Annotated in this window: 18 protein-coding genes; 11 read left to right on the top strand and 7 right to left on the bottom strand. The window is 66.5% G+C overall.

Annotated features, from left to right (window positions below; genetic code table 11):
• Positions 1 to 9 precede the first annotated feature (9 nt).
• Together R6G97_RS23790 and R6G97_RS23785 are read right to left on the bottom strand one after the other, a co-directional pair.
• Positions 10 to 1,392: a DUF1329 domain-containing protein gene (locus R6G97_RS23790; protein WP_043215152.1), complete on the bottom strand. Its 1,383-nt coding sequence runs from the start codon at positions 1,390 to 1,392 to the stop codon at positions 10 to 12.
• Positions 1,393 to 1,416: 24 nt separating this feature from the next.
• Complete coding sequence (locus R6G97_RS23785) at positions 1,417 to 2,952, bottom strand: DUF1302 domain-containing protein (protein WP_317847609.1); 1,536 nt, start codon at positions 2,950 to 2,952, stop codon at positions 1,417 to 1,419.
• Between the two features lie 299 nt (positions 2,953 to 3,251).
• On the opposite strand from R6G97_RS23785, the gene R6G97_RS23780 reads away from it, so the two are divergent.
• Positions 3,252 to 4,985, top strand: a complete 1,734-nt coding sequence (locus R6G97_RS23780; protein ID WP_317847608.1) for an FAD-dependent oxidoreductase — start codon at positions 3,252 to 3,254, stop codon at positions 4,983 to 4,985.
• A gap of 2 nt (positions 4,986 to 4,987) precedes the next feature.
• Entirely contained in the window at positions 4,988 to 5,866 is an 879-nt protein-coding gene (locus R6G97_RS23775) for an SDR family NAD(P)-dependent oxidoreductase (protein ID WP_317847607.1), read from the top strand.
• A 123-nt stretch (positions 5,867 to 5,989) separates the two neighbouring features.
• On the opposite strand, the gene R6G97_RS23770 is transcribed toward R6G97_RS23775, so the two are convergent.
• The 5 genes from R6G97_RS23770 to R6G97_RS23750 form a co-directional block, all read right to left on the bottom strand.
• Positions 5,990 to 7,573, bottom strand: a complete 1,584-nt coding sequence (locus R6G97_RS23770; protein WP_317847606.1) for a FadD3 family acyl-CoA ligase — start codon at positions 7,571 to 7,573, stop codon at positions 5,990 to 5,992.
• A gap of 67 nt (positions 7,574 to 7,640) precedes the next feature.
• Complete coding sequence (locus R6G97_RS23765; RefSeq protein WP_043215143.1) at positions 7,641 to 8,387, bottom strand: SDR family NAD(P)-dependent oxidoreductase; 747 nt, start codon at positions 8,385 to 8,387, stop codon at positions 7,641 to 7,643.
• A 148-nt stretch (positions 8,388 to 8,535) separates the two neighbouring features.
• On the bottom strand, positions 8,536 to 9,627 hold the full coding sequence (locus tag R6G97_RS23760; RefSeq protein ID WP_052352513.1) for a ferredoxin--NADP reductase: 1,092 nt from the start codon (positions 9,625 to 9,627) through the stop codon (positions 8,536 to 8,538).
• 1 nt (position 9,628) lies between these two features.
• Positions 9,629 to 11,326 carry an FAD-binding protein gene (locus R6G97_RS23755; RefSeq protein WP_317847605.1) on the bottom strand — a complete coding sequence of 566 codons (1,698 nt, stop codon included), beginning with the start codon at positions 11,324 to 11,326 and terminating at the stop codon, positions 9,629 to 9,631.
• 9 nt (positions 11,327 to 11,335) lie between these two features.
• Positions 11,336 to 11,854 (bottom strand): flavin reductase family protein, encoded by a 519-nt coding sequence (locus R6G97_RS23750; RefSeq protein ID WP_043214641.1) that lies wholly within the window; start codon positions 11,852 to 11,854, stop codon positions 11,336 to 11,338.
• Between the two features lie 211 nt (positions 11,855 to 12,065).
• Here R6G97_RS23750 and R6G97_RS23745 point away from each other — a divergent pair, with 211 nt between their 5' ends.
• The 9 genes from R6G97_RS23745 (at position 12,066) to R6G97_RS23705 (ending at position 21,306) form a co-directional block, all read left to right on the top strand.
• Positions 12,066 to 13,247, top strand: a complete 1,182-nt coding sequence (locus R6G97_RS23745; RefSeq protein WP_317847604.1) for an acyl-CoA dehydrogenase family protein — start codon at positions 12,066 to 12,068, stop codon at positions 13,245 to 13,247.
• 123 nt (positions 13,248 to 13,370) lie between these two features.
• Positions 13,371 to 14,495 carry an LLM class flavin-dependent oxidoreductase gene (locus tag R6G97_RS23740; protein WP_043214646.1) on the top strand — a complete coding sequence of 375 codons (1,125 nt, stop codon included), beginning with the start codon at positions 13,371 to 13,373 and terminating at the stop codon, positions 14,493 to 14,495.
• A 280-nt stretch (positions 14,496 to 14,775) separates the two neighbouring features.
• Positions 14,776 to 15,672, top strand: coding sequence for a VOC family protein (locus R6G97_RS23735; protein ID WP_317847603.1), 897 nt, complete (start codon positions 14,776 to 14,778; stop codon positions 15,670 to 15,672).
• Positions 15,673 to 15,683: 11 nt separating this feature from the next.
• Entirely contained in the window at positions 15,684 to 16,565 is an 882-nt protein-coding gene (locus R6G97_RS23730; RefSeq protein WP_043214650.1) for a CoA transferase subunit A, read from the top strand.
• 12 nt (positions 16,566 to 16,577) lie between these two features.
• Positions 16,578 to 17,381 (top strand): CoA-transferase subunit beta, encoded by an 804-nt coding sequence (locus R6G97_RS23725; protein WP_317847602.1) that lies wholly within the window; start codon positions 16,578 to 16,580, stop codon positions 17,379 to 17,381.
• 38 nt (positions 17,382 to 17,419) lie between these two features.
• A complete protein-coding gene (locus tag R6G97_RS23720; protein WP_090345705.1) occupies positions 17,420 to 18,292 on the top strand; it encodes an enoyl-CoA hydratase in 873 nt (290 codons plus the stop codon).
• Positions 18,293 to 18,294: 2 nt separating this feature from the next.
• Entirely contained in the window at positions 18,295 to 19,362 is a 1,068-nt protein-coding gene (locus R6G97_RS23715; protein WP_043214655.1) for an NAD(P)H-dependent flavin oxidoreductase, read from the top strand.
• A gap of 12 nt (positions 19,363 to 19,374) precedes the next feature.
• Positions 19,375 to 20,130: an enoyl-CoA hydratase family protein gene (locus R6G97_RS23710; RefSeq protein ID WP_043214657.1), complete on the top strand. Its 756-nt coding sequence runs from the start codon at positions 19,375 to 19,377 to the stop codon at positions 20,128 to 20,130.
• A gap of 9 nt (positions 20,131 to 20,139) precedes the next feature.
• Entirely contained in the window at positions 20,140 to 21,306 is a 1,167-nt protein-coding gene (locus R6G97_RS23705; RefSeq protein WP_317847601.1) for an acyl-CoA dehydrogenase family protein, read from the top strand.
• Positions 21,307 to 21,315: the final 9 nt, after the last annotated feature.

Genomic DNA, 21,315 nt, shown 5'->3' with positions numbered 1-21,315 from the left:
GGTCGCTGCTTAGCGGGTGCCGAGCTTGCGCAGGTTGCCTGGCGTGAATTCGTCAGCGCCGAAGTTGCTGGCGTTGAGCTTGGCCGGGGTCTGGCCGTCGAGCAGGCGGTCGACCATGTAGGACCCGGCGATCAGGTCGTGGTACAGGCCCAGACGGGCATGGAAGCGCTGGATGTCATAGGCATACACCGAGGTCTGCATGTTGGTGCGCCACAGCTGGCCACGGGCATCGTAGTTGTCGGCCAGGATGGCAGCCCAGCTGTCCTCGTCGATGTAGAAGGTACGCTTGGCATAGATGTGACGCGCGCTCGGTTTGAGGGTGGCCTGCAAGACCCAGACGCGATGCTTCTCGTAGCGCATCAGGTCAGGGTTGATGTGACCGGCGGCGTTGATGATATCGGCCTGGCTGACTTGCGGGCTGTCGATCTTGTAGTTGTTGTACGGGATGTAGATCTCTTTCTTGCCGACGATCTTCCAGTCGTAACGGTCGGTGGCACCGTTGAACAGGCGGTCCTCGTCGTACACGCGGAAACCACCGGCACCGGTCGGGGAGTCATAGCCCACGGTCGGCGCACGGCGCACGCGGCGCTGGCCAGGGGTGTACTGCCAGGCCTGGCGCGGCTGGGCGGCGGCGTTGATGAACTCGTGACCGACGACGATCTCACCTTTCTTGCGCACAGGCTCCAGGGTGGTGAGCAGGAAGTCGGTGAACACACCGTTGGTGCTTTGCGCATTCTGCTTGGGGTCGGACCACAGCGAGTAGATCTTGTAGTTGACCTTCTCCAGCACGCGGTTGTTATCGGCGTAGACCACCACCTGGTTGTAGTTGGCCTCCTCGGTGATCGCACGGGCCTGCATGGTGTGGTTGAGAATCAGCTCGTTGCCGTTCTTCGGCACCGGGAACGGCGAGGCACCGAAGGCGTCCAGGGCGTCGTTGCCGTCGCTGCTGAGCTTGGCGCTGGCGGCGTTGCGGCTGATGGCCGCCTCGGTGTCCGGATCGACGCGAAAATCCCGGTGGCTGGGGTAGACCGGCATCTTGAAGGTGTCGGGATAACGCTTGAACAACGCTTTCTGGCCGTCAGAGAGGTTGGCCGCGTACTGGTCCATGTTCTGCGCGGTGATGACGAACAGCGGCTTTTCGTCGGCATAGGGATCCGGGTAGGGGGTGCCGGGGCCGGCGAATTTCACCTGGGGCGGTGCGCCGCGCCATTTGCCGGTCCAGGCCGGGATGCTGCCGTCGGCGTTGCCGGCGCGCTCGGCGCCCATGGGCGTCAGGTCCTTGCCCAGGGATGCGGCACTGGTGCCGCTGACGTTGGCCTGCAGGGCCAGGCTGCTGCCGAGCAGGGCGACGGCGAGGGTGGTGCGTATCCAGGGATGCTTGAGATTGGACATGTCGATGATCCTCCGTCGGGGGCTTCAGAACCGGTATTTGAAGTTGAGGGCAACGTTGTCGCGGTCGGCCCAGGGCGAGTTGTTGGCATTGCCCAGGTAGGCGCTGTAGAGGGCCTCGACAGTGAAGTTGCCGAGGTAGCGCCAGGTGGTACCGATGCTGGCGCGGTCGTCGCCTTGGCCGTAGTTGATCGAGCCGGTCAGGGCGCTGTCGTGCTGGGCGGCGGTGCTGAAGTTGATCGGCACCGACATGTCCCAGCCACTGAACACGTCGTTGTAGTCGAAGTTGACTTGCACCGTGTAACCCCAGGCATCGCGATCGCCGACCAGCGAGTCGGTGCCCGGCAGCGAGAAGCCAGGGGCCAGGGTCAGCGGGTCGGACTTGTCGTTGTTGAGCACGGTGTTGTAGACCAGCTCACCGGTCAGGGTGGTGTTATCGGAGAAGGCATTGGGGCCGAACACGTGGATGGCCGACACCTGGGCCTGCAAGGTCTCGGCGCGTACCGCGCTGGAGAAACCGTTGTCGACCATCACCGGTTGGCCGTCGCGGTAGCTGACTTCGCCGGCCAGGCTGGTATCGCCGAGCACGGTGGCGAAGCTTGCGCCGTACAGGTCGATGTTGTCGAAGTAGCGCGCACGGTAGAAGCCCAGGTCACTCTGGAAGTCCAGCGTCGGGGTCTTGTCGTGGTAGCGCACGTAGTACAGGCCGAACTCGGTGTTGTTCAGCGACGCTGCGCTGTAGCGCAGGGCCAGGCCGTACTGGCCGCTGTCACTGGGCTCGTCGTCGGGCAGGCGCTTGACGAAGCCGCTGGCGTCGCTGTAGCCGCCACGGTCGATGAAGTCGGTGGTGGAGAAGTAGCTGCCGACGCCGAACAACTGTGTCTTTTCCCACTTGTACTGGTAGTAGGCTTCCACATCCAGGTCGTCGGTTAGGCTGAACTGGCCGAACACCTGGCCGACCGGCAGCAGCACTTCCTTCACCTCGACGCCGGGGGTAGTCGCCTTGGTGGCATCCACCGGGCTCTGTGCGCCCGAGACGCCTGGGTAGAACAGGCTTTCACCCCAGCTCACCACTTGGTCGCCCACGCGCAGGTTGAGGTTGTGCCCGGCCATGTCCCAGGTGCCGTAGGCATAGGCATCGAGCAGGCGCAGGTCGTCGCGGTGCTGGTCGACGGTGTCCTTGGGGAACTGGTTCGGTTTGCTGCACACACCGCTGGCGAAGCAGTTGGAGGTACCGGTGTCGTTGTCGTTGCTCTGGTCGTAGGCCTTGTCGTAGAAGCCCGAGGCGCGCATGAACAGGCCGTAGTTTTCCTGCCAGCGCAGGTTGGCTTCGGTGAGGAAACCCACCCGGTCGGTGATCAGGCTGCCGCGGTCGAAGGCGTTGTCGCCGTCGTTGCCGTCGGCGTTGTTCACCAGCTTGTGGTCACGCTTCTCGGTACGCCAGGCAAGGCTGTAGGACAACGTCGTGTCCCAATCGATGCTCAGGTCATCGCTGGGCTGGAAGGTCAAGGCACTGGCCTGCTGGCCGAGGCCCCCGGCCAGCAGCAACAGGGACAGACGCACGTACGTGTTAAGGGGTTGGGGGGCGATTGTTGTTTTTATCATTGTCGTCCTCATGCGCGGGCATGCCTGCCCGACCGACGTTCCGGTTTTGGGAGGTGAAGCAGGGCCGACTATGGGACCGGACCCTTGGACCAACATCGTCCAAGTGGACTACGCGCAATCGGTGGTGACCCGCTAGTCCCATCGGACGATGTCCGGTCATGCACCGCGCCAGACAATCGAGCGAGCCCTTGGCCCCGGCCGCGTTCTTCCTTTTCCGGCGCGGGCTTTGGAGGCGTCTGCCCCGAGGAGGTGCGTGCATGATCAGGTGGGACGAATGTTGCGATGTACTGGTGATCGGTTCGGGTGCGGGCGGCCTGACCGCCGCGTTGCGAGCCCATGACCTGGGGCTCGATACCCTGGTGATCGAGAAGAGCGAGCAGTACGGCGGCACCTCGGCGGTGTCCGGCGGGGGGATCTGGATCCCCGACAACCACCGCGTGGCCGCGCTGGGTGGGGCGGACTCGGCCGCCGAGGCGGTGGCGTACCTCAAGGCCGTGACGCAAGGCGAGGTCGACGACGGGCGCATCGAGGCCTACGTCGAGCATGCCCGGTCCATGGTCCAGTACCTGGAGCGCGACACCCGCGTGCGCTTCGAAGCCCAGGCCCACTACACCGACTACTACCCCGAAGTGCCGGGCGGCAAGCCCGGCTACCGTTCCATGGACCCGTTGCCGTTCGACGCCGCGCAGCTGGGTGATGAATTCCTGCGGATGCGCGCACCATCCCCCGGTACGTTGATGATGGGGCGCATGGCCATGACCATGAAGGAAGCGCGGGTCTTGCTGTGCCGAGGCAAAGGCTGGATGGGCCTGACCGCCAAGGTGCTGTGGCGCTACTGGCGCGACCGCAAGGGCCGCAGGCTGTCGCGCCGCGACCGCTACCTGACCCTGGGCAACGCCTTGGTGGGCGCCTTGCGCTGCTCGTTGCTCGACCGAGGCGTGCCACTGTGGCTCGATTGCCGGCTCGATCAGTTGTTGATCGTCGGCGAGCGCATCGGCGGCGCCCGAGTGCTGCGCGACGGGCAATGGCTGAACATCAAGGCCCGGCAAGGGGTGATCATCGCCGCCGGCGGTTTCGAGCGGAACCAGGCGATGCGCGAGCAGTATCACCCGCAACCGTCCAATGCCGGTTGGAGCGCCACACCGCCGCACAACACAGGTGATGGCATTCGCGCGGCCGTGGCCGTTGGCGCACGCACGGCCCTGATGGAACACAGCTGGTGGGCGCCGACCGTGCAGGTGGCGGGCGAGGAGAAGCAGCGCGCGCTGTTCGTCGAGCGCAACCTGCCTGGCTGCATCCTGGTCAACTCGGCCGGTGAGCGCTTCGTCAACGAAGGTGCGCCCTACAGCGACATTGTCTACGCCATGTACGCGAACAACCGCGAAGGCGCCACCAGCGTGCCGTGCTGGATGGTCTTCGACGCCCAGTTCCGGCGCAAGTACCCCTGTGGCCCGTTGCTGCCCGGCTATGCCCAGCCGGACTGGCGATTGCCGGCGCATCTGCGCCAGGTGCTGCACAAGGCCGATGACCTGGGCACGCTGGCGGCGCAGATCGGCGTCGATGCCACCGGCCTGGGCCGCACTGTACAGCGCTTCAACGCCATGGCCGCCCAGGGCCGCGACGACGATTTCGGCAAGGGCGAGTCGCTGTTCGACCGCTACTACGGCGACCCCGGCGTGCAGCCCAACCCATGCCTTGCACCGCTGACCAAGGGGCCGTTCTACGCCGTGCGGGTGGATGCCGGCGACATCGGCACCAAGGGCGGTTTGCTCACCAATACGCACGCCCAGGTGCTGCACCAGGATGGCGGGCCGATCCTGGGGCTGTACGCCATCGGCAACAGCGCCGCTTCGATGATGGGCCGCACCTATCCCGGCGCCGGTGCCACCCTTGGCCCGGCCATGACCTTCGGTTACCTGGCGGCCAACCATATCCATGCCCATAGCGAACACAACCAGGGTCAACCGACCCTGGCCACCACTGGGAGGTAAGCATGCACAACGAAAGGCCACAGGTAGCGTTGGTCACAGGCGCCAGTCGCGGTGTCGGGCGCGGTATTGCCAAGGCACTGGGTGAGGCGGGCATGACCGTGTACGTCACAGGGCGGATGGCCGGGCAGGGCGGCTCGACGCTCTATGGCCAGGCCCTGGAGGGTGACCTGCAGGGCACGGCCGATGCCATCGACGCGGCGGGCGGACGGGGTATCGCCCTGGCCTGTGACCATGGCGACGATGAGCAGGTGCGGGCGCTGTTCGAACGCATCGAGCGCGAATGCGGCCAGCTGGATCTGCTGGTCAACAACGTTGCCCATATCCATGACCAGCTGATCGAGCCGGGCCCGTTCTGGGAAAAACCGCTGTCGCTGGTGCGCATCCTCGACGTCGGCTTGCGCTCGGCCTATGTCGCCAGCTATCACGCGGCCCCTTTGCTACTGCGCAGCGGGCGTGCGTTGGTGTGCTTCACCTCGTCCTTCGGGGCCGGTTGCTACATGCACGGGCCGGCGTATGGCGCGCAGAAGGCCGGTTGCGACAAGTTCGCGGCGGACATGGCCATCGACTTCGAAGGCCGTGGCGTGGCGGCGGTCTCGCTGTGGCTCGGGCCGCAGCTGACCGAACGCACGCGCATTGCCGGGGAGCAGCATGGTGAGCAGTACCGTGCGTTCCTGGAGAACGCCGAGACGCCGCAGTTCAACGGGCGCCTGATCCATGCCTTGCTCAATGACCCGCAATTGGCCGACTACAGCGGCCAGACCCTCATCAGCGCCGAGGTCGCCCCACGCTACGGCATCACCGAAGCTGACGGCCGCCAGCCTCCGTCGCACCGCGCCATGTTGGGCGAGCCCCGCCAGCAGCATCCCGCGCGGGTCATCTGAACCCCGGGGCCGCGTTGCGGCCCATCGCAGGCTCCGCCAGCGCTACCGAATCTCGCCCTGCTGAGCAGCACGGTAGCTGTGGGCGTCAGCGGAGCGATGGGGCGCAACGCGCCCCCGTGGTTCTCAAACAGGCTCCGCGACCCAAGCGCGCAACACCTGCTTGGCCACCTTGCCGGTGGCATTGAGCGGCATGTTGTCCAGCACCTGGACCCGCCGTGGCACCTTGTAATTGGCCATCTGAACCCGGCACCAGGCCAAGAACGCTGATTCGTCGATCCGCTGCCCCGGCACCGGCAGCAGGAAGGCCATGGCGACCTCGCCCAGACGCTCGTCGGCAATGCCGATCACCGCCGCCTGGGCCACACCGGGATAACGCACCAGAGTCTGTTCGATCTCCGCCGGGTACACGTTGAAACCACCGGTGATGAACATGTCCTTCAAGCGATCGGTAATGCGCAGATAGCCCTCGTCATCGAGCACCCCCACATCGCCGGTATGCAGCCAGCCCTGGGCGTCGATCGTCTCGTCGGTGGCCCTCGGATCGTCCAGGTAGCCGCGCATCAGGTTGTAGCCGCGCACCAGCACCTCGCCCGGCTGATTGGCCGGCACCGGCTGGCCTTGGGGATCGACGCAGCACACCTCGACATCAGGCATCGCCCGGCCACAGGTGGTGGCGACCCGCTCGGCGCTGTCGCCGGCCCGGCAGATAGTGACGAAGCCACAGGCCTCGGTCAGGCCGTAGGCGGTGACGATGGTGGCAAAGCCCAGCTCGCTGGCCATGCGCCGGATCATCTGCACCGGGATCGACGCCGCGCCCGTCACGGCAATGCGCAGGCTGCCCAGGTCATACGCCTGGCGCTCGGGGTGGGCCAGCAATGACTGGTACAACGTGGGCGGCCCGGGCAGCACGTTGATGCGCTCGCGCTGGATACATTCAAGCAGCGCCTGGGTGTCGAACACCTGCTGCGGCAGCAGGGTGCAGCCGCGCATCAGCGCTGCGACCCAGCCGGCCTTGTAGCCAAAGGAATGGAAGAACGGGTTGACGATCAGGTAGCGATCGCCCGCCTGCAGACCGACGATTGCGCTCCAGTCACGCACCACGCGCAAGTTCTGGCCATGGCAGCTCATCACGCCCTTGGGCTTGCCCGAGGTGCCGGAAGTGAAGAGCAGGTCCGACAAGGTGTCGGCCGTGACCTGTCGTTCGCGTTCGCTCAAACAGGCGTCGGGCACCTGCTCGGCGAGGGCGAGAAAGTCCTCCCAGGCCAGGCCTTGGCCGACATCGCCCTCAGGGCGCAGGTGGATCACCTGGCGCAGCGTGGGCAAGGTCTGGTCGGCCAACAGGGCAGGGTAGTCGGTGTCGAGAAAACGGCTGATGCAGAACAGCACACAGGTGCCGCTGTCGTGCAGCACCTGCGCAGCCTCGGCGCCTTTCATGCGGGTGTTCAGCGGCACCAGGGTGGCGCCGACGCTGTGCAGGGCGGCGGCCGCGACGATCCACTCCCAAAGGTTCGGAGCCCACACTGCCACCCGCGCCGCCACCGGCACGTCCAGGGCCAGCAAGGCACGCGCGGCCTGGCGGCGCAACTGGTCCAGGCGCTGGTAGCTGATGGGATCGCCGGCGTCTTCGATGGCCGGGCGCTCGCCGTAGGCCTCGGCGGCCAGGGCGAACAGTTGCGGGAAGGTCTGGGCGTTTTCCACGGACGGCATGTGGCCTACTCAGGCAGAGGATCGATAGACGAAGGGAAAGGCCGGGCGCCAGGCCCGGCCGGGTCGGTCAGGCGCTGGGCGGGGCGAAGCGGCGGCCGGCGGAGAAACCACCGTCCACGGCGATCATCTGCCCGCTGACGAAGGACGCCTCGTCGCTGGCCAAAAACAGCGCGACATTGGCCACTTCTTCCGGCTGCCCGGGGCGGCTGAGCATGTGCTGCGAGGCGAAGAAATCATGGAACGCCTGGTTCTCGCGGACCATGCTGGTCATCGGCGTTTCGATCAGGCCTGGGCACAGGCCGTTGACGCGGATATTGGCGTAGCCATAGTCGATGGCCATGCTGCGGGTCAGCTGGTTGATGCCGCCCTTGGAGACGTTGTAGGCGACGTTGCCGTCGCAGCCCTGCAGGCCGAAGATCGAGCCGATGTTGATGATCGAGCCGCTGCGCTGGGCCTGCATCTGCCCCAGCACATGCTTGCTGGTGAGCATGCTGCCGGTCAGGTTGATGTCCAGGACCCGCTGCCAGTCGGCGGTGCTGGCGCTGGTGACGCTGCCTTGGCTGGCGACGCCGGCGGCGTTGACCAACACATCGATATGGCCGAAACGCTGGACGACCTCGGCCATCACCTGCTGCACCTGGGTTTCGTCGCGGACATCCAGGGTCATGAACAGGCCCGGGAAGTCCGCTGGCGCCTGGCCGACATCCAGCCCGACCACCTGGGCGCCCTCGGCGCTGAAGCGACGCACGCAGGCCAGGCCAATGCCCGACGCGCCCCCGGTGACCACCGCGACCTTGTTTTGCAAACGAGCCATATTCGAACCTCTGTCTTTTATTGTTGTGAAGCTGCTGCTGTGGCGAGTCTACCTGTTGCGGGGGCGGGTGGGATCGTCTGTAGAGACTAGGGGGGACTGGCTTTTTCGCGGGTAAACCCGCGAATTGGCCAGGGCGACCTCGAAAGCCTTAGGCAGGAAACTTCAATCGCACCCGCGCGCCCTGCGGATGCCCCTGGCACGCCAAGGTCCACCCGGCCGCAAGCTCCGCCTGGCTGAGCACATCGTTGCGGGTCAGCTGCGACTGGCCTTCCTCGACGGTGCACATGCAGGCCCCGCAGAACCCTTCCTCGCACGAGTACGGCACATCCAGCCCCGCCGAACGACAGCTCTGCAGCAGGGTTTCGCCCGGGCGCGGCACGATCTGGTGGGTCACACCGTCCAGCTCCACCAGCAGCAGCTCGCAGCCGGTGCCGTCAAGTGGCACCGGGGCCTGTGCGGCGCCTTGGCTGTCCGGGTCGGGCGGCGAGACGAAACGCTCCACATGGATGCTGTCGCGTGCTTCGCCCAAGGCCAGCAGGGTGGTTTCCACGGTGTCCATGAACGGCCCTGGCCCGCAGATGAAGTAGTCCGCGCCACGCCAATGGCGCACCAGCTGGCGTACCTGGGCGGCATCGAGAAAGCCTTGCACCGAGTCCAGCACGTGCACCACCTGCAATTGCTCCGGGTGGGCCCGGGTGAGCAGGCGCAATTGATCGCGGAAGATCACCGACGCCTCGTCACGGTTGGCATACACCAGCAGCACCGGGCGCTGGCCGCTGTGCAGCACCGCCTTGAGCAAGGAGAATACCGGGGTGATGCCGGAGCCGCCGCCAAACAGCACCAAGGGCCGGCTGGCGTCGGCCGCCTGGCGCTGGTCGAGACAGAAGTGCCCGGCCGGCGGCAGCACGTCGAGCCAGTCGCCGGCCTGCACGTGCTGGTTCATCCAGTTCGACACTCGCCCGCCTTCGACGCGCTTGATGGTCACCTGGGGCTGTGCATCGGTCCACGGCGAGCTGGACATCGAGTAGCAACGGGTCAGGCGCTTGCCGTCCACGGTCACCCGAAAGCTCAGGAACTGCCCGGGTTTGTAGGCAAAGCGTTCGCGCAGTGCCTGCGGGACGTCGAACACCAGCGAGCGGGCATCGGCGGTCTCGTCGATCACCGCGCTCACCTGCAGGCGCAGCGTGCTGGCAGGCGCCGGGCTGGCCTGGGTCTGGTCTGGGGTGGCCTGGATGTTCATGTCAGCGGCCACGGGTCAGTTGCGCGTTGCATGGGTGTTCTCCTTCAGAGGCACGTTGGCTTGCGGCAAGCTCGGCCACATGGGCCGCGGCGCGCCGGCCAGAAAAGACACAATCGGCCAGGGACAGGCCCGAGACATACAGGTTCGACGCAACGCCCACGGCGCAGCGGCCGGCGCCGTACAGCCCGGCGATGGGGGCGCCTTGCTGGTCGAGCACCCGGCCGCTTTGCTCGCACACCCGCAGTCCGCCCAAGGTCAGGGTCGGGCAGGGGTAAAGGCGGCTGTCGTAGGACAGATCTAGGCAATACCAGGGGCCCTGGCCCAAGTCATGCAGCATCGAGGCGGACTTGCCCAGCGGGTCGGTGGTCTCGCCACGGGCCGCCAGGTTGTAGGTCTCCACGCTGCGGCGCAGGGTGTCGGCGGGCAACCGGCAGCGGTCGGCCAACTGCTCCAGCGTGTTGCCTCGGCGGCAGTTGAACAGCAGGTTGAGCAGCACCGGCAAACGCTGGAACGACCACACCTTGCCTGGCCCGACCTGCGCCAGGGCCTGGTTGCGCAAGGTGCGGTCGAGGATCAAAAGTGCACGGCCGTCGTGTTCCTCGACCATGGCATGGCCCAGGGTGGCGCCGTAGAGTTCTTCGTTGCAGTAGCGCTCGCCCCGGGCGTTGACGATCAATCCGCGCGCCCAAGCCCGCGGTGGATTGATGAAGCGCCAGGCGCTGACTTTGTCCATGCGCCCAAGGCTGGCGCCCACGCTACGCCCCAGGTCGATGCCGCTGCCGTCACAGCCGCTGCTGCCCAGGGGCAGGCCATCGAGGTAGCGCGGCGCATACTCTCCCAACAGCTGGCGGTTGAACACGAAACCGCCGCTGGCCAGCACTACACCATGATCGGCACGGACCCGCACCGGCCGGGCATGGCGTTGCTCGAGGCGCTGCATGCGCGCCCGCAGCCTGGCGGACAACGCCGGCACGTACATGTGCACGGCGGCGGCCCAGCGCGCCAATCGCGCATGGCTGCGTGCCGCGCGGCTGCCGGCGGGCAATTGCCAGGCTTCAACGCCGATCACCTGGTTGTCACGGTCGATCACCAAACGCCGCACCTGGCACTGGGTGCGCACCTGCACGCCACGGCGCCGGGCGCTGTCGGCCAGGGCACGGAACAGCGCCGAACCGGACATGCCTGTGCCTTTGGTGCGGTGCCCGCGGGGCGCGGCGGCGGCATCAACGGCATAGGCTGGCACCGCCTCGTTGCCCGAGTAATAGAGGTAGTAGCGGTCGCTGGGATAGGAAGTCTTGTGTGGGGCCATGCTGCCCTCGAACACCGCGCCCTGGCGCTCCAGCCAGGCCAGTTGCTCCCGGCTGCCTTCGCAAAAAGTGCGCAGGGTCTGTTCGCTGACCGCATCGCCTACCTCCTTGCGCAAGTAGTTGAACATCGCCTCGCTGCTGTCCGGGTAGCCCGCTTGCAACTGCTGGGGCGTACCGCCGCCGGCATAGACCACGCCACCGCTCAGGGCCGTGGCGCCGCCGCCGGCGAAGCGCTCCAGTACCAACACCGAAAGGCCGCGACTGGCGGCCTCGATGGCGGCACTGGCACCGGCGCCGCCGAAGCCGACCACCACCAGGTCGGCGCGCTGCTGCCAGTGCAGTTGCTCGGCGTTGTCGACGCGCAGCGGTGCTGTCACCGCGTGCTTCGCCATGGCCGCGCCTCAGCCGACACTGGCCGCGAGGGGCGCAGGCTTGGCAGTGGTGGTGTAGTGGCCGTCCAGGTACACCAGCGGGGTGATGGTCGGGGTGGTGTGGATGCGCAGGATGCGACCGATGAAGACCGTGTGGGTGCCGTAGGCGAACTGGCCATCCTGGCGGCAGAGGATCGATGACTGGGCGTCGGCCAGGTACGGGATGCCTTCGTCGCTGGTCAGCCACTCACCTTGGCCGAAGCGCGCCTCGCCCTTGATGCTGCCGCTGCACAGGTGTGCCAGGTGCTGCTGCTCCAGGCCCAGGATGTTCACGCAGAAGCTGGCACCGGCGGCCAGCGCGGCGTGAGGTGAGGCGCTCTGGTTGACGCAGATCAGCAGCGATGGCGGCTCGGTGCTCAGCGAATCCACCGCAGTGGCGGCCATGGCGAAGCGCTGGCTGCCGTCGCTGGTGCTGATGATGGTCACGGACTTGGCCAGGCGGCGCATGGCCTGGAGCATGTCGGCTTTCAAATTGTTGTTGTCGTTCATCGCACGCCCTCGGGTTGGCTGTCTCAGTGGGATGAATTCTTCCAACGACTGCAAGGGGCAACATCGTCCGAGGGGACTAGTCAATGCGCACCCCACATGGTCCGTTTGAGGGATGTCGCGCGCGATTGACCTTGTTGCAATGGCCACGGTGGAGGCCCAACGCCTCTCTCGCACGCTCCGGGGATCGGGGCGATCAGAGGAGAACAACAAGATGAATCAAGACCTCGTACGCCAACAGTTGCGCCAGCGCGCCCGTGAACTGGTGCCGGTGCTGCGTGAACGTGCCGAGCAGGCCGCGCAGATGGGCCGCCTGCCGGAACAGACCCTCGCTGACTTCCACGAGGCAGGCTTCTTCCGCATTCTCCAACCGGCCCGCTGGCAGGGCCTGGAGCTCGAACCCAAGGACTTCTTCGAGGTGCAGATGACCCTGGCCGAGGGGTGCATGTCGTCAGCCTGGGTGCTGGGCGTGGTGGCCATCCACAACTGGCAGCTGGCGCTGTTCGATGACCGCGCCGCGCAGGATGTCTGGGGGCAGGACACCTCCGTGCTGATCTCCTCGTCCTACATGCCGGTGGGCAAGGTCCAGCGGGTCGAAGGGGGCTTCCGTCTGAGTGGGCGTTGGGGGTTCTCTTCCGGCAGCAAGCATTGTCAGTGGGCGTTCCTTGGGGCCATGGTGCCGCCGGCTGAGCCGGGCGGCGCGCCGGACTACCGCACCTTCCTGGTGCCGCGCAGCGATTACCAGATCCTCGACAACTGGAACGTGATGGGCCTGGAGGCCACCGGCTCCCATGACGTGCTGGTCGAGGACGCCTTCGTGCCCGAGTACCGCACCCACCGCGCCGTCGATGGCTTCATGCAAGACAGCCCGGGCAATGCGGTCAACACCTCGCCGCTGTACCGCCTGCCGTTCGGGCAGATCTTCGTGCGCGCGGTGTCGTCCTCGGCGATCGGTGCGTTGCAGGGCGCGGTCGATCACTTCATCGCCCACAACAAGGCGCGGGTGGCGGTCAACGATGGCCGCAAGATGCTCCAGGACCCGGCCGCCCAGAGCGCCCTGGCCGATGCCATGGTCTGCGTCGATGAGTGCCGCACCGTGCTGCTGCGCAACTTCGAGGTGATGCTCGACCATGCCTGCGCCGGCACCGCGCTTGGGATGCAGGCGCGGGTGAAGATGCGCTACGACTCGGCCCTGGTGGCCGACCGCTGCGCCAAGGCGGCGGCACAGATGATGTTCAACAGCGGTGCATCGACCATTTTCCGTGGCCACCCGATCAACCGTGCGTTCCGCGACATCCACACAGGTCGCGCCCACGTCGCCAACAGCCCGGCCAAGTACGCCTGGAACCTCGGCGGCGTGAGCATGGGCCAGGACACTACCGACTTCTTCCTCTGAACCGCCGGGCGCTCACCGAAACCGGCTAGTCCGTTTTAGGGATTCGAGCCCACCCGCGATGCCAGAGGATGTGACCAAGGCCGGCGTTGCCGGCCAACGTCAACAGAACAACAAGGAACGCACATGAAATTCTCGTTGATATACGAAGCCCAGACGATCGATGCCAGCCGCGAGGGTGACCGCAAGATCTTCGATGACACCGTCGAGCAGGCGGTGCTGGCCGACAAGCTGGGCTTCGACACCTTCTGGTGCGTGGAGCACACTGCGCTGACCAACTACTCGCACATGTCCGCGCCGGAAACCATGCTCGCCTTCGTGGCCGGCAAGACCGAGCGCATCGGCATCGGCCACGGCGTGGTGTGCCTGCCGCCGGCGATGAACCACCCGGTCAAGGTGGCCGAGCGCATCGCCACCCTGGACCTGCTGTCCAAAGGCCGTGTGCATTTTGGCGTGGGCAAGGGCGGCACCCAGCAGGAGGCCGGCACCTTCGGCTATGACCTGGCGACCCTGCAGCCGCAGATCGACGAGGCCATGTACCTGATCCCGAAAATGTTCGTGCAGGATGAGATCGAGCACCACGGCGACTTCGTCAAGATCCCCAAGCGCCCGATCCACCCCAAGCCTTACCAGGATCCGCACCCGCCGATGTACCTGGCCTGCACCAACACCGACTCGCTGAAAAACGCCGGCGGCCGTGGCATGGGCGCGCTGGTGCTGGGTTTCGGTGGGCCCGAGGAAATCGCCAAGAAGGTCGAGGTCTACCACCAGGCCTTCGACAACCGTGAGGCGCGCAATCAGGTGGGCTTCCGCCCGAACCGCCACATCGCTGCGCTGTGCCCGGCCATCGTGCTGGATGACAACGAAACCGCGCGCCGCATCGGTATTCGCGGCCAGCGTTACTTCATGGAGTCGCTGGGCTACTGGTACGGCGGCGGCGAGCGTCCGGATCCGCAGAAGTGGAAAGACGACACCTACGTCGATGGCAATGGCCAGGCGGTGATCAAGTCGCGCTTTGCCTCCGAGGAAGTGAGCGTGGACTTCTCCGACCCGACCATGGCGATGATGAACCCCAACCATGCCTACGGCACCGTCGAGGACTGCATTGGCTATGTGCAGCGCCTGATCGATGCCGGCGCCGACGAGATCCTGTTCATCTGCCAGATGGGCACCGTGCCGCAGTGGGCTCAGCTGGAGACCTTGCGCAACATCGGCGAGAAGGTCATCCCGCATTTTCGCAACAAGCAGTAAGCCCATCGGGGGGCTGCAACGCAGCCCCATTTGCGCAAGCGCGGGGTATGGCACCGGCCTTGCCGGTGTTCTCGGGTGAACTCGCTCCCTCAGGTTCTGTGCTGTTGGTGCGCATGGCGCCAAACCAGTGGGAGCGGGCTTGCCCGCGAAGCATTCGCCGCCGAGCAAGGCCGTTGCTCTGCCGGTATCACGCGGCCTGCGGGCCGGTAGTCCTATTGGACGATGCCGCCAACCCCCTGACTGGCTTGAATACGCCAAGTACAAAACGAGGAGATCGTGCATGGATATCCGTGGCCTGGGTTACGTCACCGTACGTTCCAGCGACCTGGCGCAGTGGCGTCACTACGCATCCCAAGTGCTGGGCATGATGGTGGTCGAGGACGAGCGCGGCGAGCGTCTGTTCCTGAAGATGGACGAGCGCCCGTACCGCATCCTGGTGCAGCGCAGCGCCCAGGATGGTTTCGGCGCCTGTGGCTGGGAAGTAGCCGGCCAGGCCGCCTTCGACCAGGCCGTGGCCGAGCTGCACGCCGCCGGCGTGGCGGTGGAGCAGGGCAGCGCTGAGCAAGCTGCGCTGCGCCAGGTCCAGGCGCTGGCGCTGTTCGCCGACCCTGATGGCAACCGCCACGAGCTGTACTGGGGCCCGCGCCAGGATTTCGCCCGCTTCGTCTCCCCGGTGGGCGTGCGCGGTTTCGTCAGCGACGGGCTGGGCATGGGCCATGTGGTCCTGCCGGCACCGACCTTCGACCGCTGCCGCGATTTCTACGAGCAGGTGATGGGCTTTGGCCTGTCGGACCTGATGAAAGTGCGCTTCGCCCCGGGCCCTGCCGAGCCGGAAAAACGCATTTACTTCATGCACTGCAACAACGGCCGTCACCACTCGCTGGCGATCTTCGAATGCCCGGTGCCTAGCGGTTGCGTGCACATGATGGTCGAGGTCGCGGGCCTGGAAGACGTGGGCCGCGCCCTGGACCGCATGCACGCCAACGGCGTGAAGCTCTCCGCGACCCTGGGCCAGCACACCAACGACCAGATGATCTCCTTCTACATGAAGACCCCGTCCGGTTTCGACCTGGAGTACGGCTGCGACGGCCTGGTGGTCGACTGGAGCCGGCACACCCCGTTCGAAAGCACGGTGGTCAGCCAGTGGGGCCACGACTTCAGCGTCGGCCGCCAATGAGGACAACACCCATGGATAAACAGATGACCACGGCCGAGATGGTCGCCCAGTTGCGCGACGGCATGACCCTCGGCATCGGCGGCTGGGGCCCGCGCCGCAAGCCCATGGCGTTGGTGCGCGAGATCCTGCGCTCGGACCTCAAGGACCTGACCATCGTCGCCTACGGCGGTGCTGACGTCGGCCTGCTGTGCGCTGCCGGCAAGGTGAAGAAACTGGTGTTCGCCTTTGTCTCCCTCGACTTCATCCCACTCGAGCCGTACTTTCGCAAGGCGCGCCAGGAAGGCGCCCTGGAAGTGATGGAGATCGACGAAGGCATGCTGCTGCTGGGCCTGCGTGCCGCCGCCATGAACGTGCCGTTCATCCCCACCGCGGTGGGCCTGGGCACCGACGTGTTGCGCCACAACCCCGAGATCAAGCTGATCGCCTCGCCCTACGCCGATGGCCGTGACTGGGTCGCGATGCCAGCGCTCAAGCTCGACGCCGCCCTGGTGCACGTGGACCGCGCCGATGCGCGCGGCGTGTGCCAGATCGCCGGCCCCGACCACTACATGGACGATCTGTTCGTGCGGGCTGCGGCGCGCACCTATGTCACTTGCGACGAGTGGGTCGACAGCGCGTGGTTCCACGCGGAGCCTGCGCGTGCGCACCAGGTGTTCTGGGAGCGCAACCTGACCACCGCCGTGGCCCACGTGCCCGGTGGCGCGCACCCCTCGTCCTGCGCGCCGCTGTATGGCTTCGACGTGCCGCACTTCAAGGCCTACGCCGCCTCGGCGCAGAGCGAAGAGGGCTGGCAGGCCTATGTCGATCAGTACGTGGCCTGTTCCCACTCCCAGTACCTGGAGCGTTGCGGGGGCCTTGAGGCCATCCGTCGATTGCCCCTGCCGGTTTTCTAAGCGAGGAACGTCATGACCACCGCAAGCACCTACAGCCTCGCCGAACTGATGATCTGCGCCGCCGCCCAAGCCTGGCGCGACGACGGCGAAGTCCTGGCCACCGGCATCGGCGTGATCCCACGCCTGGCGGCGTCCCTGAGCATGCTCGACAACAACCCACGACTGATGATGACCGACTCGGAAGCCTATATGGTCGCCGAGCCCGTGCCGGTCGGTGCGCGCAATGGCTACGTGCCCAAACGCGACAGCTGGATGGGCTTCTCGCGCATCTTCGACAACGTCTGGAGCGGCAAGCGCCACGCCATGATCGGCCCGATCCAGGTCGACCGCTTCGGCCAGGCCAACATCTCCTGCATCGGCGGCGACTACCACAAGCCCAAGGCGCAGATGCTGGGCGTGCGGGGCCTGCCGGGCAACTCCATCAGTCATGCCAACTCGTTCTATGTGCCCAGCCACAACCGCCGGGTGTTCGTCGAAGGCGAGTGCGACGTGGTCGCCTCGGTGGGCTACAACCCCGCGCGCCTGGCCCGTGGCTGGTCGCTGGAAGACATCGACATCCGCCTGATCGTCACCGACCTGTGCGTGCTCGACTTCCTCGGGCCTGAGCACCAGGTGCGCGTGCGCTCTCTGCATCCTGGCGTGAGCCTGGACGAGGTGTGTGACAACACAGGCTTTGCCCTGCATGTGCCTGAGCACTGCCCGGTGACCACCGCGCCCACCGAGGCGCAGTTGCAGCTGATCCAGCGACTGGACCCGCATAACCTGCGCGCCAGCCAGCTCAAGGACAACCCACCGGGCCAGCGCTCCGCGCGCTGACAGCCCGTTCCAGCCAACCGCCTTGCCGGAGTGCAGTAATGAGCGAGCAAAACAATAAAGAGGCCGATGAGGTGGTGCTGTACGAAGTGCGGGACGCGGTAGCCCTGGTCACCATGAACCGCCCCGAGTACCACAACGCCCAGAACTCGCGGATGACCTATGCCCTGGATGCGGCCTTCGCCCGTGCGTGCGCCGATGACCAGGTCAAGGTCATCGTCCTGCGCGGGGCCGGCAAGCACTTCTCCGCCGGGCACGACATCGGCACCCCAGGGCGTGACGTCAACCAGAGCTTCGAGCGCGTGAGCCTGTGGTACGACCATGTCGACAAGCCTGGCGGCGAGTTCCTCTACGCCCGTGAGCAGGAGGTGTACCTGGGCATGTGCCGGCGCTGGCGCGAGATGCCCAAGCCGACCATCGCCATGGTCCAGGGCGCCTGCATCGCCGGCGGCCTGATGCTGGCCTGGGTGTGCGATTTGATCGTGGCCAGTGACGATGCGTACTTCCGCGATCCGGTGGTGCGCATGGGGATTCCGGGGGTGGAGTACTTCGCCCACGTGCATGAGCTCAATCCGCGTATCGCCAAGGAGTTTCTCTTCCTCGGCGCGCCGATGCCGGCGGCGCGTGCCTACCAGATGGGCATGCTCAACCGCGTGGTGTCCCGCGAGCAGTTGGAACAGGAGACCTTGGTCATGGCCGGGCAGATCGCCCAGATGCCGCGCCTGGGCCTGCAACTGAGCAAACAGGCGGTGAACAACGCCGAAGACCTGATGGGCAAGCGCTCGACCATGGACATGGTGTTCGGCCTGCACCACTTCGCCCACGCTCACAACGAGTTGGTGTCCGGCGATCGTCTGGGCGGCTACGACGCCAAGGCCATGGCCAGCTCCCAGCGCGAACCGGGGAGGGCGTGAGCATGGCCGTGTCGCTCGATACCCGCCTGACCGCCTTGCTCGGCTGCCGCTACCCGATCATCCAGACCGCCATGGGCTGGGTCGCCGACCCGCGCCTGGTGGCCGCCACCTGCAACGCCGGGGGCTTTGGCTTTCTGGCCGGGGCGACCATCGAACCTCGGCAGATGGAGGCAGCGATCCTCGAGACCAAACGCCTGACCGACCGTCCGTTCGGGGTCAACTTCCACATGTACCAGGCCAACGCCGAAGAGATCGTCGAACTGGTGGTGCGCCACCAGGTGCGCGCGGTCAGCTACAGCCGCTCGCCAGGCAAGCAGATGATCGCCCGGCTCAAGGATGCCGGGGTGGTCTGCATGCCCACGGTGGGCGCGCTGAAGCACGCGCAGAAGGCCGTGGAGATGGGCGCCGACGTGGTGACCGTGCAGGGCGGCGAGGGCGGTGGCCACACCGGTGCGGTGCCCACGGCCATGCTGTTGGGCCAGGTGCTCGACGCGGTGCAGGTGCCGGTGGTGGCCGCAGGTGGTTTCAAGGATGGCCGCGGGTTGGTGTCTGCCCTGGCCCAGGGCGCCGATGGTATTGCCATGGGCACGCGTTTTCTGATGACCGCCGACAGCCCGGTGCCCCAGGCCACCCTGGCGCGCTACCTGGCGGTCAAGGACCCGGCGGCGGTGATCGTCAGCCGGGCCATCGATGGCTTGCCGCAACGCATGATCCGCAACGAGCTGCTCGATGAGCTGGAAACCAGCAGCGGCCTGCGTCGCTGGCTGCTGGCCGTGCGCAGTGGCCTGGCCTACCGCCGTCACACGGGCCTGGGCCTGGGGCAGTTGCTGGGCAGCGCCCTGAAGATGCGCCGCGACGGCGGCCTGAGCGCCGCCCAGAGCCTGATGGCGGCCAACGCGCCGATGGTCATCCAGAAAGCCATGGTCGAAGGTCTGCCCGCCGAAGGCGTGTTGCCGGCCGGGCAGGTGGCCGCAGGCATCGACAGCCTGCCGGGCTGCGCCGAATTGATAGAGCAGATCGTCCGGGACGCCGAGCAGCGCCTGGGCGCGCTGTGTCGCCGAATTTCGTGAGGGGGACTCCCAGTGCAACCATTCAACGTGAGCATCGATAACGGCGTTGCCGAGATGGTCTTCAACCATCCCCCGGTCAATGCCTTCAACAGCCAGGGCTGGGCCGACATCGCCAGCACCCTGCAGGCGCTGGGCGAGGACGCGCAGGTCAGGGCCATCGTCATCCGCGCCGAAGGCCGTGGCTTCTGCGCCGGGGTCGATATCAAGGAGCTGGCTGCAGACGGCAACCTGATCGTCGCGGTCAACAAGGGCAACTACGACACCTTCAAGGCCGTGCATCGCAACAAGGTGCCGGTGATCGTCGCCGTGCACGGTTTCGTCCTGGGCGGTGGCATTGGCATCTGCGGTGCCGCTGACATCGTCGTCGCGTCCGACTGCGCGCGCTTTGGCGTGCCCGAGGTGGACCGTGGCGCCATGGGCGGCGGTGCCCACCTGCAGCGGCTGTTCCCAGTGCAGAAGGTGCGCCACATGTACTTCACCGGCGAGATGATCGACGCCGCCGAGGCCTACCGCCTGGGCGCGCTGGAGCGGGTGGTGCCGCGCGAGCAGTTGCGCGAGACCGCGTTGGGCATCGCCGCATCCATCGCCGCCAAGAGCCCGGCGATGATCCGCCTGGCCAAGGAAGCGCTCACCGGCATCGAGGACGGCAACCTGGAAGACAAGTACCGCTGGGAGCAGGGCTTCACCCTCGAGGCCTACCGCACCCAGGACTCCCAGGAAGCCCGCGACTCGTTCGTCGAGAAGCGCCACGCGAACTTCAACGGCTGAGGGCAGACCATGGACCTTACCTACACCCCTGCCCAGCAGGCCTTTCGCGCCGAAGTGCGGGCCTGGCTCCAGGCCAATGTGCCGAGCCAACCGCTGCCTTCGTTCGACACCGAGGAAGGCTTTGCCGCCCACCGCGCCTGGGAAGCGCGCCTGAACGAAGGCCGCTGGGGCATGGTCACCTGGCCCACGCGCCTGGGCGGGCGCGGCTGCGACCTGATCGAATGGCTGATCTTCGAAGAAGAGTACTACCGGGCCGGTGCACCGGCGCGGGTCAACCAGAACGGCATCTTCCTGCTCGGCCCGACCCTGATGGAGTACGGCACCGAGGCGCAGAAGGCGCGCTTCCTGCCACGCATGGCCACCGGCCAGGACATCTGGGCCCAGGGTTGGTCGGAGCCGGGCGCAGGCTCGGACATGGCAGCGATCCGCTCGCGCGCCGAGCGTGACGGCGACCACTATGTGATCAATGGCCAGAAGACCTGGTCGACTCGGGCGGTATGGGCCGATTGGGTGTTCGGCATCTTCCGCACCGACCCGGGTTCCCAGCGTCACCACGGCCTGACGTTCATTCTGGTGCCGCTCAACAGCCCCGGCATCACCGTGCGGCCGATTGCGCAGCTCAACGGCTTGCCAGGCTTTGCCGAGATCTTCTTCGACGATGTGCGCGTGCCGGTGGAGAACGTACTCGGCGGGGAGGGCATGGGCTGGCACGTGGCGATGTCCACGGCGGGCTTCGAGCGTGGCTTGATGCTGCGCTCGCCGGCGCGCTTCCAGGAAACCGCCCGGCGCTTGGTGCAGCTGTACCAGGCCAACCGCGAACGCGCCGACCGGGACCCGGCCATCGGCGAGGCGGTGATGCGCGCCTGGCTGGATGCCGAGGCCTACACCCAGTCCACCTACATGACCGCCTCGCAGCTGGTCAAAGGCGGGCGCATCGGGCCGGAGTCCTCGACCAACAAGATCTTCTGGTCCGAGCTTGACCTGCGCATGCACGAAACGGCCATGAGCATCCTGGGCCTGCGCGGCGAGCTGCTGCCCGAGGCGCCGGCTGCTGGGGACGTCGGTCAATGGCTGGACGGCTTCCTGTTCGCCCAGGCCGGCCCCATCTACGCCGGCACCAACGAGATCCAGCGCAACATCATTGCCGACCGCATGCTCGGCATGCCGCGTGCCTGAGGAGCAGAC

The sequence above is a fragment of the Pseudomonas sp. HTZ2 genome (assembly GCF_033173945.1).
GTDB lineage: Bacteria > Pseudomonadota > Gammaproteobacteria > Pseudomonadales > Pseudomonadaceae > Aquipseudomonas > Aquipseudomonas guariconensis.
This window is presented reverse-complemented; position numbering and strand designations above follow the sequence as displayed.

What these genes read in the sequence shown, in the direction of transcription:
- R6G97_RS23745 (WP_317847604.1), top strand. Translation starts at nt 12,066, where the DNA reads ATGAATCAAGACCTCGTACGCCAACAGTTGCGCCAGCGCGCCCGTGAA.
- R6G97_RS23740 (WP_043214646.1), top strand. Translation starts at nt 13,371, where the DNA reads ATGAAATTCTCGTTGATATACGAAGCCCAGACGATCGATGCCAGCCGC.
- R6G97_RS23725 (WP_317847602.1), top strand. Translation starts at nt 16,578, where the DNA reads ATGACCACCGCAAGCACCTACAGCCTCGCCGAACTGATGATCTGCGCC.
- R6G97_RS23750 (WP_043214641.1), bottom strand. Translation starts at nt 11,854, where the DNA reads ATGAACGACAACAACAATTTGAAAGCCGACATGCTCCAGGCCATGCGC.
- R6G97_RS23790 (WP_043215152.1), bottom strand. Translation starts at nt 1,392, where the DNA reads ATGTCCAATCTCAAGCATCCCTGGATACGCACCACCCTCGCCGTCGCC.
- R6G97_RS23760 (WP_052352513.1), bottom strand. Translation starts at nt 9,627, where the DNA reads ATGAACATCCAGGCCACCCCAGACCAGACCCAGGCCAGCCCGGCGCCT.
- R6G97_RS23775 (WP_317847607.1), top strand. Translation starts at nt 4,988, where the DNA reads ATGCACAACGAAAGGCCACAGGTAGCGTTGGTCACAGGCGCCAGTCGC.
- R6G97_RS23755 (WP_317847605.1), bottom strand. Translation starts at nt 11,326, where the DNA reads ATGGCGAAGCACGCGGTGACAGCACCGCTGCGCGTCGACAACGCCGAG.
- R6G97_RS23715 (WP_043214655.1), top strand. Translation starts at nt 18,295, where the DNA reads ATGGCCGTGTCGCTCGATACCCGCCTGACCGCCTTGCTCGGCTGCCGC.
- R6G97_RS23770 (WP_317847606.1), bottom strand. Translation starts at nt 7,573, where the DNA reads ATGCCGTCCGTGGAAAACGCCCAGACCTTCCCGCAACTGTTCGCCCTG.
- R6G97_RS23730 (WP_043214650.1), top strand. Translation starts at nt 15,684, where the DNA reads ATGGATAAACAGATGACCACGGCCGAGATGGTCGCCCAGTTGCGCGAC.
- R6G97_RS23780 (WP_317847608.1), top strand. Translation starts at nt 3,252, where the DNA reads ATGATCAGGTGGGACGAATGTTGCGATGTACTGGTGATCGGTTCGGGT.
- R6G97_RS23705 (WP_317847601.1), top strand. Translation starts at nt 20,140, where the DNA reads ATGGACCTTACCTACACCCCTGCCCAGCAGGCCTTTCGCGCCGAAGTG.
- R6G97_RS23765 (WP_043215143.1), bottom strand. Translation starts at nt 8,387, where the DNA reads ATGGCTCGTTTGCAAAACAAGGTCGCGGTGGTCACCGGGGGCGCGTCG.
- R6G97_RS23720 (WP_090345705.1), top strand. Translation starts at nt 17,420, where the DNA reads ATGAGCGAGCAAAACAATAAAGAGGCCGATGAGGTGGTGCTGTACGAA.
- R6G97_RS23735 (WP_317847603.1), top strand. Translation starts at nt 14,776, where the DNA reads ATGGATATCCGTGGCCTGGGTTACGTCACCGTACGTTCCAGCGACCTG.